This is a genomic window from Reyranella sp., from assembly GCF_017305915.1.
Lineage (GTDB): Bacteria > Pseudomonadota > Alphaproteobacteria > Reyranellales > Reyranellaceae > Reyranella.
In genome coordinates this window covers 235,451-247,712 of record NZ_JAFKJN010000016.1, presented here as the reverse complement: position 1 = coordinate 247,712, position 12,262 = coordinate 235,451, and the positions used below count along the sequence as shown (strand labels likewise).

Below are 12,262 nucleotides of genomic sequence, written 5' to 3'. Positions count from 1 at the left end.
GGGACGCCCGCGGACCGAGAGATCAGTTGCCGATGATCCAGGGCGCGCCCGAAGCGATCGCGATCTCCCGCACCTTTTCCAGCAGGTTGGGGCCGACAGCAATGCCGGTCTTCATCCGCGCCGCCGCGATCCGGCGCTCAGGATCGCCGGCGACCTGCACCGGCTTGGCCGGATCGGCCGGCCGGGTGGCGCGCAGCGTGTCGCAGAAGGCCGCGACGTCGGTCTTGAAGTCGGCGACGTCGCGGAACAGGCCGGGATCGAGCGCCAGGAAGAAGTGGCCGATGTCGATCGAGCCGGGCTTCGCGTTGCGCGTCGGGTCGGTCACCATCAGGCCGCCCGACAGGGCCGAGCTCAGGATGTTGACCATGGCGCCGAGGCCGTAGCCCTTGTGGCTGCTGCCCTCGGGCGTGCCGCCGAGCGGCGTCATGAAGCCGCCCTTGCTGACCTCGAGCGGATCGGTGCTGGGCTGGCCGTCCCTGGTGACCAGCCAGCCCGGCGGCGTCTGCAGCTTCTCGTTGGCCTTGTTGCGGATCTTGCCGGCGGCCACCGTCGTGGTCGCCATGTCGAGCAGGAACGGCTGGCCCGGCTTGCCCGGCGCGGCGAAGGCGATCGGATCGGTGCCGAGCCGCGCCTGCGCGCCGTTGGTCGGCGCCACCTGGATGCCGCTCGCCGAGGTCGTCGTCATGCCGATCAGGTCGGCCTCGACCGCCATCAGCGCATAGAAGCCGCAGGCGCCGAAGTGGCCGGAGTTGCGCACTGCGGCGACGCCGATGCCGGTCTTCTTCGCCTTCTCGATCGCGAGCTCCATGCCGCGCCGCGCGTTGGGATGGCCGAGCCCGCCGCCGCCGTCGATCAGCACCGAGACCGGCGTCTCCTTCACGACCTTGGGCTCGGCGCGCATGTCGATCTTGTTGTTGCGCCGGCGCTCGTCGTAGGGCGGCACCATCGAGATGCCGTGGGTGTCGATGCCGTGCAGGTCGGCCCAGCTCATGATCTCGGCGGTGCTGGCCGCGACCGGTCCCGGCATGCCCCAGGCCTGCAGGATCAGCTCGAGCTGCTTGCGATGGGTCTCGTAGGACGCGGGCATACTTCACTCCTGGTTTGCGGAAGCTGTCATCCCGGGCGCAGCGAGGGATCTATGGGCTGCAGTATGGATCCCTCGCTTCGCTCGGGATGACACCGGTGCTCCGGGTTACACCTTCAGCCGCCGCCGACACCTTGGGCTTCGACATAGAGGGCGTAGACCGACTGGCTCGCGGTCATGAACAGGCGATTGCGCTTCCTGCCGCCGAAGCAGAGGTTGGCACAGCGCTCGGGCAACAGGATGCGGCCGATCAGCGTGCCGTCGGCTGCGAACACCGCGACGCCGTCCTGGCCTTCGCCGCCGGAGAAGCCGGCCCAGACATTGCCCTCGGTGTCGACGCGGATGCCGTCGGCGAAGCCGGGCGAGGCGTCGAAGAACAGGCGGCCGTTCGCCGGCTTGCCGTCGACCATGTCGTAGACATGCGTGGTCCGCGGGCCGTCCGGCGTGTCGACGACATAGAGCTTCGATTCGTCGGGCGAGAAGGCAAGCCCGTTCGGCCGCTCCATGTCGCCGACCGCGATGGTGAGCGCGCCGGTCTTGGGATCGAGCTTGTAGACGCGGTACGGCATCTCCTTGGGCGCCTTGTCGCCCATGTAGTTGCCGCGGATGCCCGCGCCGTTGTCGGAGAACCAGATCGTGCCGTCGGACTTCACGATCACGTCGTTCGGCCCGGTGAGCCGAGTGCCCTCGAAATTGTCGGCGAGGACGGTGACTGTGCCGTCGTGCTCGGTGCGGGTCAGCGTGCGGCTGCCGAGCTCGCAGGTGACCAGCCGGCCCTGGCGGTCGCGCGTGCTGCCGTCGGGATGGCCGGCATCGTGGCGCAGGATCGCCGAGGTGCCCGTGAGCTCGTCCCAGCGCACCAGCGTATCGTTGGGGATGTCCGAGAAGAGCAGGTAGCGCCCGTCACCGTAGTAGACCGGCCCCTCGGTGAAGCGGAAGCCGGTCGCGACGCGCTCGATTGCGGCCATCGGCACCACCAGGTGCCGGAAGCGCTTGTCGAGCACGACGATGTCGGGATCGGGATAGCGGATCGGCGCCGAAGACTCCCAGCGCGACGGACCTTGAGCCATAGGATGATTCCTCCCGCGCCGGAGTGGACACCGATACGCGGCCGTCTGCAAACTCGGCGCGACTAAGCTCTTTGGGAGAAACCGCATCATGAAAATCGACTTCACGGGCAAGAAGGCTATCGTCTGCGGCGGCAGCCGGGGCATCGGCAAGGCGATCGCCATGGGTATCGCGGAAGCGGGCGGCGACGTCTCGATCTGCGCCCGCGATGTCGCGACGCTCGGGCAGACCAAGGCCGAGCTCGCCAAACATGGCCACAAGGTCCATGTCGCGAGCGTCGACCTCGCCAAGGGCGACGCGGTGCGCGGCTACGTGAAGGAGGCGGTGGCAGCGCTGGGCGGGCTCGACGTGCTGGTCAACAACGCCTCGGCCTTCGGCAGCACCGACGACGACAAGGGTTGGACCTCGAGCCTGCAGATCGACATGCTGGCGATCGTGCACGCGACGCAGGAGGCACTGCCGGCGCTGCAGAAGTCCAAGGGCAACGTGATCAACATCTCGTCGATCTCGGCGCATCATCCGGCGGCGCGCCAGCCGCCCTACGGCGCGATCAAGGCGGCGGTGATCCACTACACCGTCACGCAGGCCGCGATGTATGCCAAGGACCTGGTGCGGGTGAACTGCATCGCGCCGGGGTCGATCGAGTTCCCGGGCGGCGTCTGGGACCGCCGCAAGAGCGACAACCCGACGCTCTACAACGGCACGCTGAAGTCGATCCCGTTCGGCCGCATGGGCCTGCCGGAGGAGGTGGCGAACGTCGCGCTGTTCCTGGCTTCATCGCAGGCCTCCTGGGTGACCGGCCAGACGATTGCGGTCGCGGGCGCGCAGGGTCTCTAATGGCGGCCATGCCATCCAAGGACTCGCAGATCAGCGCGCACCTGGCGGTGCGGCAGGACTGGCTCGACAGCGGCCGCGAGGCGGCGCTCGAACCCGATCTGCCGATCGTCGACCCGCACCATCACCTGATCGACCGGCCGGAGAGCGGTCGCTACCTGTTGCCCGACCTGCTGGCCGACATCGGCAGCGGCGGCCACAACATCGTGGCGACCGTCTATCTCGAATGGCTGTCGATGTATCGCGCCGACGGCCCGGTCGAGATGCGCCCCGTGGGCGAGATCGAGTTCGCCAACGGCGTCGCGGCGATGGCGGCCAGCGGCGGCTACGGCAAGACGCGCGTCTGCGCCGGCATCGTCGGCCATGCCGACCTCACGCTCGGCACGCCGGTGAAGAAGGTGCTGGAGGCGATGATCGTGGCGGGCGGCGGCCGGTTCCGCGGCATCCGCCACATCGCATCCATGGACGCGGATCAGGGCGCGTGGGGGGCCACGGCCGTTCGGCCGATGGGCCTGCTGGTCGACAAGAAGGTGCGCGAAGGCTTCGCGCAACTGGCGCCGCTCGGCCTCGGCTTCGACGCCTGGGTCTACCATCCACAGCTCGGCGATGTCGTGGAGCTGGCGCGCGCCTTCCCGCAGACGCCGATCTGCCTCAACCATGTCGGCGGCGCGATCGGGCTCGGCCGCTACAAGGGCAAGCGCGACGAGGTGTTCGCCGACTGGAGCGCGCGCATTCGCGAGCTGGCCGCGTGCCCCAACGTGCAGGTGAAGCTGGGTGGCCTCGGCATGAAGATGTTCGGCTTCGACGTGCACGAGGGCAAGAAGCCGCCGAGCTCCGAGCAGCTCGCGACGCTGTGGCGCCCCTACATCGAGACCTGCATCGCGGCCTTCGGTCCGAATCGCGCGATGTTCGAAAGCAATTTCCCGGTCGACAAGGGGTCCTACGGCTACGGCGTGTACTGGAACACCTGCAAGCGACTGGCGCAGGGCGCGAGCGCGGCCGAGAAGGCCGATCTGTTCCACAACACCGCGTCGAGGTTCTACCGACTCGGTATTTGAAGGGAGTCCGCCATGAGCACCATCACAGTCACTCCCATCGCCGGTTCGCTCGGCGCCGAGGTGCGCGGCGTCGACCTGCGCGCCATGGACAACCAGGCCTGGGCCGCGGTGCACCAGGCCTTCCTCGACCACAAAGTGATCGCGATCCGCGGCCAGGACCTCGGGGCCCAGGACATGATGGATGTGGGCGCGCGCTTCGGCGAGCCCAACCACTATCCGTTCGTGAAAGGCCTCGAGGGCTTCCCGTTCCTGTTCGACGTGATCAAGGAGCCGAGCGAGAAGCGCAACTTCGGCGGCGGCTGGCACTCCGACACGACCTACATGAAGGCGCCGCCGATGGCGACGCTGCTCTATGCGATCGAGACGCCGTCGCGCGGCGGCGACACCCTCTATTGCGACATGGTGGCGGCCTACGAATCGCTGTCGCCGCGGATGAAGGAGATGCTCGGCACCCTGAACGGCGTGTTCAGCGCCGGCCTGAAGAACTCGGGCGGCCGCAACCTGCATCACGCCCAGATCGGCGGCATGAAGGTGATCGCGGGCGAGACGGCGGATATCTACGAATCGGTGCATCCGGTGGTGCGCAGCATCGAGGAGACCGGGCAGAAGGCGATCTACTGCAGCAAGGTCCACACTACGCATTTCGAGGGCATGACCGGCGACGAGAGCCAGCCCCTGATTGGCTGGCTGGTCGAGCATGCGACGCGGCCCGAATTCACCTGCCGCGTCCACTGGGAGCCCGGCACGCTGACAGTGTGGGACAACCGGCGGGTCATGCACAACGCCATCAACGACTATCACGGCATGCGCCGCCACATGCGGCGGCTGACCTCGGGGCCGACCGTCCCGGTTTGATCAGGCAACCGAACCGGATATCGCCGGCATAGCCGATGCCGGCAACTGCGGCATCGCCGATGTCTCGCTCCGACCGGTTCGCCTGCAGCCTCCGAATCGAGTCCCTGAAAGGCGAACGGCGGACCCGAAGGCCCGCCGTCGCTGTCTCGATGGATGCCGCTGGTACCGGCACCCGATTGGTCGGAGTGAGAGGATTCGAACCTCCGGCCCCTAGCTCCCGAAGCTAGTGCTCTACCAGGCTGAGCTACACTCCGTCAGGCGGCGGCGGTTATAGCGGCGGCTTCCCATGGTCGCAAGGGCCGCGGCCCGGCTATAGTCCCGGTCTTGAATTTGCGCGGGGGAGGCATGGCGAAGAAGAACAAGGAGAAGCGGCTCAAGATCGCGCTTATCGGCTACGGCGCCATCAGCCAGATGCTGTTCGACGTCTTCAAGGAGAAGAAGCCGCCGATCGACATCATCGGCGTCCTGGTCCGCCCCGGCCGCGCCAAGGCGACCCGGAAGAAGGTCGGCCGCAAGGTCGCGGTGGTCGAGGACCTCAAGAGCCTGCTCAAGCTCAAGCCCGACGTCGTGGTCGAGGCGGCGAGCCAGCAGGCGGTGCGCGAGTGGGGCGAGACCATTCTGCGCAAGGGCTACGACTTCATGGTCATCGCCACCGGCGCCTATGGCGATCCCAGGCTGTGGAAGAAGCACAAGGCGGCGGCGGCCGAGAGCGGCGCCCGGCTGCGCCTGCCGGCGGGCGCCATCGCCGGCCTCGACGGCCTGCTGGCGATGCGGCTCGGCAAGCTCGAGCGGGTCAAATATACCTCGATCAAGCCGCCGCATGCCTGGTCGGGCACGCCGGCCGAGACCGACTTCGACCTGCCGTCGATCAAGGTGCCGACGGTCATCTTCCAGGGCACGCCGGCCGATGCCGGCCGGCTCTACCCCAAGAACGCCAACCTCGCGGTCACCGTGGCGCTGTGCGGCGCAGGGCTGAAGCGCACCGAGATCGAGCTGGTCGCCGATCCGACCCTGCCGCCCGGCACCAATGCCAGCCGCCTGGAGGTGGTGAGCGATTCGGGCGAGTTGCGGCTGGAGCGGCTGGGCAAGGCGATGCCGGACAATCCCAAGACCGGCGTGCTGACCGCGCTCACCATGGCCGACGACCTGATGAAGATGGTGCGGTCGAGCGACTGGTAGTCAGGGGACCGCGGACCTCCAGGTCCCGCATCATGCGCATGAGCGGACCTGGAGGTCCGCGGTCCGGAAGAGTCCTAAACCCGGTCCAAGACCAGCGCCACCACGCGGTCGGCCGCCTCCTGGGCGCTGAGCTCGGTGGTCTTGAGCACCAGCGCCGGCTGCTCGGGCGGCTCGTAGGGCTGGTCGCGGCCGGTGAGGTTGGCGAGCCGGCCCTTGTCGGCCAGGGCATGCAGGCCCTTGGTGTCGCGCTGGCGGCAGACCTCGATCGGCGTATCGACGAAGATTTCGACGAAGCTGCCGGCCGGCAGCAGCGAGGCCGCGCGCAGCCGGTCGGCGCGGAACGGCGAGACCAGCGCCACGATCGCGATCAGGCCGGCATCGGCCATCAGTCGGGCGATCTCGCCGACCCGGCGCACGTTCTCCGCCCGCGAGGCGCTGTCGAAGCCGAGGTCCGAGTTGATGCCTTGCCGCAGGTTGTCGCCGTCGAGCAGCATGGTCTGGCGGCCATGCTCGACCAGCTTGCGCTCGACCAGGTCGGCGATGGTCGACTTGCCGGCGCCGGGCAGGCCGGTCAGCCACAGCACCAGCGGCCGCTGGCCCTTCATCGCCGCGCGCCGCGCCGGCGTCACCTGGCCGATCTGCGGATGGACGTTGGTCGCCGCCGCGAGGTTCTCGACCGCCAGCCCGGCCGCCGCCGTCCGCGCGGTGGCGCGGTCGATCAGGATGAAGCCGCCGGTCGCGCGGTTGTCGGCATAGGGATCGAAGGCGACCGGCACCGTCGTCTCGATCCAGACCCGGCCGATGGCGTTGAGCGCGAGGTCGTCGCCGGCGGTGCGGCCGAGCGAATCGAGGTCGAGCCGGTCGACGATGCGCGTCAGCGTCGCCGGTACCGTCGCGGTGCCGATCTTGAGCAGGAGGGACTGGCGGGGCTGCGCCGGCGCCTCGGCGAGCCAGACCAGGTCGGCTGCGAATTGCCGCGTCACCGTCGGCCGGCGGCGCGGGTCGATCAGCAGGTCGCCGCGGGCGATGTCGATCTCGTCGGCCAGGGTCAGGGTGACGGCACGGCCGGCGGCGGCATCGGGAAGGTCGCCGTCGAAGCTGACGATGCGCTCGACCCGGGTGATGCGGCCCGAGCCCGCGACCGCGACCGGCGCACCGACGCTGACCTCGCCCGACATGACGGTACCGGCGAAGCCGCGGAACGAAGCGTCCGGCCGGTTCACCCACTGCACCGGAAAGCGCAACGGCGCGCCGGCGTTGTCGGGCCGCACGTCGATCGTCTCGAGGCAGGCGAGCAGCGAGGGGCCATCGTACCAGGGCGTGCGGGCGCTGCGTGTCGCGACGTTGTCGCCGTGCCGCGCCGACACCGGGATGACCGTGAGCGAGGCGAGCGCCAGCGGCTTCGCGAAGGCCTCGACGGCGCGCTCGACCTCGCGGAAGCGGTGCTCGGAGAAGTCGACCAGGTCGATCTTGTTGACCGCGACCACGACGTGGCGGATGCCGAGCAGATGGGCGATCGCGGCATGGCGCCGTGTCTGCTCGACCAGGCCGTTGCGGATGTCGACCAGCAGGACCGCCAGCTCCGAAGTCGAGGCGCCGGTCGCCATGTTGCGGGTCAACTGCCGATGGCCCGGCGTGTCGGCGACCACGAAGGCGCGGCGCGGCGTCGAGAAGAAGCGGTGGGCCACGTCGATGGTGATGCCCTGCTCGCGCTCGGCCTCCAGCCCGTCGAGCAGCAGGGCGAAGTCCATGTCGTCGCCGGTCGTGCCGAAGCGGCGCGAGTCCTCCACGAGGCTGGCGCGCTGGTCGTCGAGCAGGCCCGCCGAATCGGCGATCAGCCGGCCGATCAGGGTCGACTTGCCGTCGTCGACCGAGCCGCAGGCGAGGAAGCGCAACGTGCTGCGCCGGTCGACGAAGCCGTCCATGTCAGAAGTAGCCTTCGCGCTTCTTGCGCTCCATCGAGGCGTGGCGGGCGCCGTCGACCAGCCGGCCCTGGCGCTCGCTCTGCCGCGCCGTCGCCAACTCGGCGATGATGGAGGCGAGATCCATCGCCTGCGAGTCGCAGGCGCCGGTCAGCGGCCAGCAGCCCAGGGTCCGGAACCGGACGGAGCGGCTCTCGACCTTGTCGTCGGCGCCGAGCCGCAGGCGATGGTCGTCGACCGCGATCCAGCTCGCGCCGCGGCGCAGCACCTTGCGCTCGGCGGCGAAATAGAGCGGCACGATCGAGATGCCCTCAGCCTGGATGTAGGCCCAGATGTCGGTCTCGGTCCAATTCGACAACGGGAAGGCGCGCATGGTCTCGCCCGGCACCAGCCGCAGGTTGAAGGTACGCCACAGCTCGGGCTGCTGGTCGCGCGGATTCCAGGCGTGGCCGAGGCGGCGCGAGAAGATGCGCTCCTTGGCGCGCGACTTTTCCTCGTCGCGCCGCGCGCCGCCGATCGCCACGTCGAAGCCGTAGCGGTCGAGCGCCTGGGTCAGCGCCTCGGTCAGCATCAGGCGCGAATACTCGCCGGTCTCGGTGGTGAAGGGATTGACGCCGGCGCGGGTGGCGTCGTCGTTGCCGTGGACCAGCAGGTCGAGATGATGGGCGGCGGCGACGCGGTCGCGATGCTCGAGCAGCTCGCGAAAATCCCAGCCGGTGGCGATGTGCAGGAACGGGAAGGGCGGCCGCGCCGGATAGAACGCCTTGCGCGCCAGGTGCAGCAGCACGCTGGAATCCTTGCCGCCGGAATAGAGCATGACCGGCGCCCGGAACTCCGCCGCGGCCTCGCGCAGCACGTAGATTGCGTCGTCTTCCAGGGCCTGCAGGTGCGGCGAGAGTTGAAAGCTTATGGTTGTGGCGTCCACGGCGATTCGCGGGCAAGTCTGGAAGTGTCGGGGTGGCCGGACCTTATCGCCCCGGCGGGCCGGCCAAAAGTGCATATCGGCCGAGGCGTGCCGCGTCAGATCGCGCGGGTCGATTTCACAGCGTCAGAACTTCGATGGGAGTCGCGCCCGCTCTGCGAGGAGTTCCCAATGATCCGCCGCGAGCTGGCGCAGGCCAGCCAGCAGGCCGGGCTCCTCGGCCCACCTCAGCTCGCGGACCCAGGCGTCGCTGGTCTCGTAGCGCAGGCCCTGCAACAGACCGGGGAAGCGCTTGAGAAAGCCGTTGGCGATCGCCGGCGTGAACGTGCGCCGCCATTGCGCCACCGCGCCCGAGCGGACGTGCCGGTTGCCGAGCGTCGACAGGCCGCCGAACAGGCTGTTCTGCCAGAACCGGCGGTCGGCGAGGTCCTGCTCCGCCGCGTCGAGGCCGAGAAAGCGCGTGATTTGCCGCCAATAGACGAAGTCGCTGTCCTGCCGCAGCGTCTCGTAGCGCGCCTCGAAGCAGTTGGCGCGGCCGTAGCGCCAGCTCGCCATGTCGCGCAGCGTGCTGGCGCTCGAGTTCTCCATTTCGAAAATGTATTGCGCGAACCGGGTCGGCAGCTGCTGCAGCGCGCGCTGGTAGGTGAGGTTGTCGTAGCCCGGGATCGGCTCGTGCAGCCAGCTCTCGCGCGAGGCCTTGTGATAGTGCATGGCGGAGATCACGACGTCCCGGGGATCGCGGATGAGATGGACGGTTCTCACGTCTCTGCGATCAAGCACCGAGGCGTGGTCACCGAAATCTGAGTCGTAGCAGAAGAGAATAAAAGGGCTGTGAAGCAGCTCTCCCAGGCGTCGCTCATCGTCGCGGAAGTTGATGTACTGGGCGCCCAAATCGCCGGCGATCGCCTTGAACACGCCATCCATCCAGACCGTTCCCGTCTTGTGATGGGTGGCAACGACAATATTGTATCTCATTGTACGCAGACTTTCTCGTTCGAGGGGTAGTCGCTACTCGGGGTCACCGCCTTTTGCTCGGGATTGTGGCCAAAAGTGAGTTGCAGACAGAATGAGTAATGCAATCGAATTTACAACACCTTTGTCAAATCGGAAGAGCCGCTAGCCGCGCCGGCGATGCCGGCCCGGGCCGTCGTGGTGACGGCCCATCATCGGGCGATCGAACACCGCCTTCTGCTCCGGCGTCAGCTTGTCGTAGAGCGCGAGCAGGGTCGGTTTCACGGCCTCCAGGCTCTCGAGCCGCGACTTCATCCACTCCTGGCGCCGATTCATGCGGTCGACAAAGGTCGGCGGCTCCTTCATCTCGGCCGGCAGCGCCGCGCACCTGGTCTTGTCCTTGGTGCTCTGCGCGTCGGCCGCCGTCTGGTAGGCGTCCCATGCCGACACCTGGTCGGGCTTGAGATCGAGCTTGGCCTTGAGATAGGCGCGGGCGCCGATGCGACGGGCGACGCGCTCCTCACAGAACTGCTTCGGCGAAAAAGCCGGACGGATTGGGCCAGCGGCCGGACCGCCGCCGGCCGCCGGGGGCGAGGCGGCCGGCGGGGTTGCCTGCGCGAACTGCGGCAATCCTTCGAACCCACCGTTGGAAGCGAGGGCCGAGGTCAGGCAGGCAAGGCCGGCGACCGCCGCGAGGGCGGCCGGAAAGGCCAGAACGAGGGGACGAGCACGCATCCGAGAGCTCCTTGAGGGGCTGGAAATTCTCTCCGTGTCCTCAAGTACGGGCCTGGTGCGTGAAACGTGCCCGGCGTCGTCAGCTTTCTTTAAGGTTCAGGGGTGCGCGTTGGGTCGCAGGCCCTGCATCCACTGCGCAAAGGCCTCGCGCTCAGCCTGCGTCATGTGCAGGCCTTCCTTGGTGCGCCGCCACAGCACGTCGTCGGGCTCGACCGCCCATTCGTCGCGCATCAGGTAGCGGACCTCGACCTCGTAGAGATGGCCGCCGAAATGGCGCCCCAGGTCAGCCACGGTCTTCACCCCGTCCAGCAGGTCGTCGAGGCCGGTGCCGTGGCGGCGCGCCAGCACGCGCACCAGCTCGACCGGCAGGCCCGGCTTCACGCCGGCGGCGCTGGCGGCGAAGCGGTCGAACGCCTCCTCGAATGTCGGCGCATCGGCGAACTCGCCGTCGACCAGCGGCTTGCCCGCGGTCCAGCTGCCGCCCATGCGGGGATAGAACTTGCGCAGATCCTCGAGCGCATGCTCGGCGAGGCGGCGGTAGGTGGTGATCTTGCCGCCGAACACCGAGAGCATCGGCGCGGCGCCGTTCGGCGCGTCGACCTCGAGATGGTAGTCGCGCGTCACCGCCGAGGGATCGTCGTCGCCGTCGTCGAACAAGGGCCGCACGCCCGAATAGGTCCACACCACGTCCTGCGGCCGCACCGGCTTGGCCATGTAGTGGCTGGCGAGCTCGCAAAGATAGGCGATCTCCTCCTGTGTGCAGGCGGCATCCTCACTCTTCTCGACCGGGATGTCGGTCGTGCCGATCAGCGAGAACTCGCGCTCGTAGGGGATGACGAAGACGATGCGGTTGTCGGCATTCTGCAGGATGAAGGCATGGTCGCCGTCATGCAGGCGCGGCACGACGATGTGGCTGCCCTTGATCAGCCGCACGCGCTTGGGCGTCTTCACCTGCGTCTGCTCGTCGAGGAAGTGCTTCACCCACGGGCCGCAGGCATTGACCAGGCCGCGCGCCGCGAGCTTCACCGTCGCGCCGTCGCGCGCCGCGAGCTCGATCTCCCACAGCTTGCCATCGGCGCTGCGCCGAGCCGACGTGCAGCGATGGCGAGAATAGATCGCGGCTCCCATCTCGCGCGCCGACTTCACGTTGGTGATCACCAGACGCGCGTCGTCGACCCAGGCATCGGAGTAGACGAAGCCCTGATTGAAAATGGGCTTCAGGCCCTTGCCCCATTTCGAGTGCTGCAGGTCGACCTGCTGCGACTTCGGCAGGGTCATGTGCCAGTCGAGATGGTCGTAGAGGAAGAGGCCGAGCCGCAACATCCAGCGCGGCCGCAGATGCGGCTCGTGCGGCAGCACGAAGCGCAGCGGCCAGGAGATGTGCGGCGCCTTGGCGAGCAGCACCTCGCGCTCCATCAGCGCCTCGCGCACCAGCCGGAACTCGTAGTGCTCCAGGTAACGCAGGCCGCCATGGATCAGCTTGGTCGCCTTGGACGACGTCGCCGAGGCGAAATCGTTCATTTCGCACAGCCCGACCTTGAGGGCCCGTCCGGCCGCGTCGCAGGCGATCCCCGCGCCGTTGATCCCCCCGCCGACCACGAACAAATCCAGTGGCGGCGACTCACTTCCATTCATGCACCCACATATAGCGCGC

General features: G+C 68.3%; 11 protein-coding genes and 1 tRNA gene. 4 read left to right on the top strand and 8 right to left on the bottom strand.

Going from position 1 to position 12,262, the window contains the following annotated elements; all coding sequences use genetic code 11:
- Window positions 1-22: 22 nt before the first annotated feature.
- On the bottom strand, window positions 23-1,087 hold the full coding sequence (locus J0J01_RS15670; RefSeq protein WP_296382140.1) for an Ldh family oxidoreductase: 1,065 nt from the start codon (window positions 1,085-1,087) through the stop codon (window positions 23-25).
- A 113-nt stretch (window positions 1,088-1,200) separates the two neighbouring features.
- The gene (locus tag J0J01_RS15665; protein ID WP_296382138.1) at window positions 1,201-2,154 is read right to left on the bottom strand and encodes an SMP-30/gluconolactonase/LRE family protein; all 954 of its coding nucleotides are present in this window, start codon (window positions 2,152-2,154) and stop codon (window positions 1,201-1,203) included.
- 88 nt (window positions 2,155-2,242) lie between these two features.
- On the opposite strand from J0J01_RS15665, the gene J0J01_RS15660 reads away from it, so the two are divergent.
- The 3 genes from J0J01_RS15660 to J0J01_RS15650 are packed head-to-tail and all read left to right on the top strand — an operon-like array spanning window position 2,243 to window position 4,899.
- Window positions 2,243-2,989, top strand: coding sequence for an SDR family NAD(P)-dependent oxidoreductase (locus J0J01_RS15660; protein ID WP_296382137.1), 747 nt, complete (start codon window positions 2,243-2,245; stop codon window positions 2,987-2,989).
- A gap of 8 nt (window positions 2,990-2,997) precedes the next feature.
- Entirely contained in the window at window positions 2,998-4,044 is a 1,047-nt protein-coding gene (locus J0J01_RS15655) for an amidohydrolase family protein (protein ID WP_296382135.1), read from the top strand.
- A gap of 12 nt (window positions 4,045-4,056) precedes the next feature.
- Window positions 4,057-4,899 carry a TauD/TfdA family dioxygenase gene (locus tag J0J01_RS15650; protein WP_296382133.1) on the top strand — a complete coding sequence of 281 codons (843 nt, stop codon included), beginning with the start codon at window positions 4,057-4,059 and terminating at the stop codon, window positions 4,897-4,899.
- 177 nt (window positions 4,900-5,076) lie between these two features.
- On the opposite strand, the gene J0J01_RS15645 is transcribed toward J0J01_RS15650, so the two are convergent.
- Window positions 5,077-5,153 (bottom strand) — tRNA-Pro (locus J0J01_RS15645).
- 91 nt (window positions 5,154-5,244) lie between these two features.
- On the opposite strand from J0J01_RS15645, the gene J0J01_RS15640 reads away from it, so the two are divergent.
- Window positions 5,245-6,078 carry an aspartate dehydrogenase gene (locus J0J01_RS15640; protein ID WP_296382131.1) on the top strand — a complete coding sequence of 278 codons (834 nt, stop codon included), beginning with the start codon at window positions 5,245-5,247 and terminating at the stop codon, window positions 6,076-6,078.
- Between the two features lie 74 nt (window positions 6,079-6,152).
- On the opposite strand, the gene cysC is transcribed toward J0J01_RS15640, so the two are convergent.
- The 5 genes from cysC to glpD all read right to left on the bottom strand — a co-directional run bounded on the left by cysC (window position 6,153) and on the right by glpD (window position 12,243).
- Window positions 6,153-8,003, bottom strand: coding sequence for an adenylyl-sulfate kinase (gene cysC, locus J0J01_RS15635; RefSeq protein ID WP_296382128.1), 1,851 nt, complete (start codon window positions 8,001-8,003; stop codon window positions 6,153-6,155).
- 1 nt (window position 8,004) lies between these two features.
- Window positions 8,005-8,925 (bottom strand): sulfate adenylyltransferase subunit CysD, encoded by a 921-nt coding sequence (gene cysD / locus J0J01_RS15630; RefSeq protein WP_296382126.1) that lies wholly within the window; start codon window positions 8,923-8,925, stop codon window positions 8,005-8,007.
- A gap of 123 nt (window positions 8,926-9,048) precedes the next feature.
- Window positions 9,049-9,897, bottom strand: a complete 849-nt coding sequence (locus J0J01_RS15625) for a sulfotransferase domain-containing protein (RefSeq protein WP_296382125.1) — start codon at window positions 9,895-9,897, stop codon at window positions 9,049-9,051.
- Window positions 9,898-10,038: 141 nt separating this feature from the next.
- Window positions 10,039-10,608, bottom strand: a complete 570-nt coding sequence (locus J0J01_RS15620) for a Spy/CpxP family protein refolding chaperone (protein WP_296382123.1) — start codon at window positions 10,606-10,608, stop codon at window positions 10,039-10,041.
- Window positions 10,609-10,704: 96 nt separating this feature from the next.
- Complete coding sequence (glpD, locus tag J0J01_RS15615) at window positions 10,705-12,243, bottom strand: glycerol-3-phosphate dehydrogenase (RefSeq protein ID WP_296382121.1); 1,539 nt, start codon at window positions 12,241-12,243, stop codon at window positions 10,705-10,707.
- Window positions 12,244-12,262 lie beyond the last annotated feature (19 nt).

Excerpts from the sequence above, each read along its gene's own strand:
- J0J01_RS15655 (WP_296382135.1), top strand. The coding sequence starts at position 2,998 with ATGCCATCCAAGGACTCGCAGATCAGCGCGCACCTGGCGGTGCGGCAG.
- J0J01_RS15640 (WP_296382131.1), top strand. The coding sequence starts at position 5,245 with ATGGCGAAGAAGAACAAGGAGAAGCGGCTCAAGATCGCGCTTATCGGC.
- J0J01_RS15660 (WP_296382137.1), top strand. The coding sequence starts at position 2,243 with ATGAAAATCGACTTCACGGGCAAGAAGGCTATCGTCTGCGGCGGCAGC.
- J0J01_RS15620 (WP_296382123.1), bottom strand. The coding sequence starts at position 10,608 with ATGCGTGCTCGTCCCCTCGTTCTGGCCTTTCCGGCCGCCCTCGCGGCG.
- cysC (WP_296382128.1), bottom strand. The coding sequence starts at position 8,003 with ATGGACGGCTTCGTCGACCGGCGCAGCACGTTGCGCTTCCTCGCCTGC.
- J0J01_RS15670 (WP_296382140.1), bottom strand. The coding sequence starts at position 1,087 with ATGCCCGCGTCCTACGAGACCCATCGCAAGCAGCTCGAGCTGATCCTG.
- glpD (WP_296382121.1), bottom strand. The coding sequence starts at position 12,243 with ATGAATGGAAGTGAGTCGCCGCCACTGGATTTGTTCGTGGTCGGCGGG.
- J0J01_RS15650 (WP_296382133.1), top strand. The coding sequence starts at position 4,057 with ATGAGCACCATCACAGTCACTCCCATCGCCGGTTCGCTCGGCGCCGAG.
- J0J01_RS15625 (WP_296382125.1), bottom strand. The coding sequence starts at position 9,897 with ATGAGATACAATATTGTCGTTGCCACCCATCACAAGACGGGAACGGTC.
- J0J01_RS15665 (WP_296382138.1), bottom strand. The coding sequence starts at position 2,154 with ATGGCTCAAGGTCCGTCGCGCTGGGAGTCTTCGGCGCCGATCCGCTAT.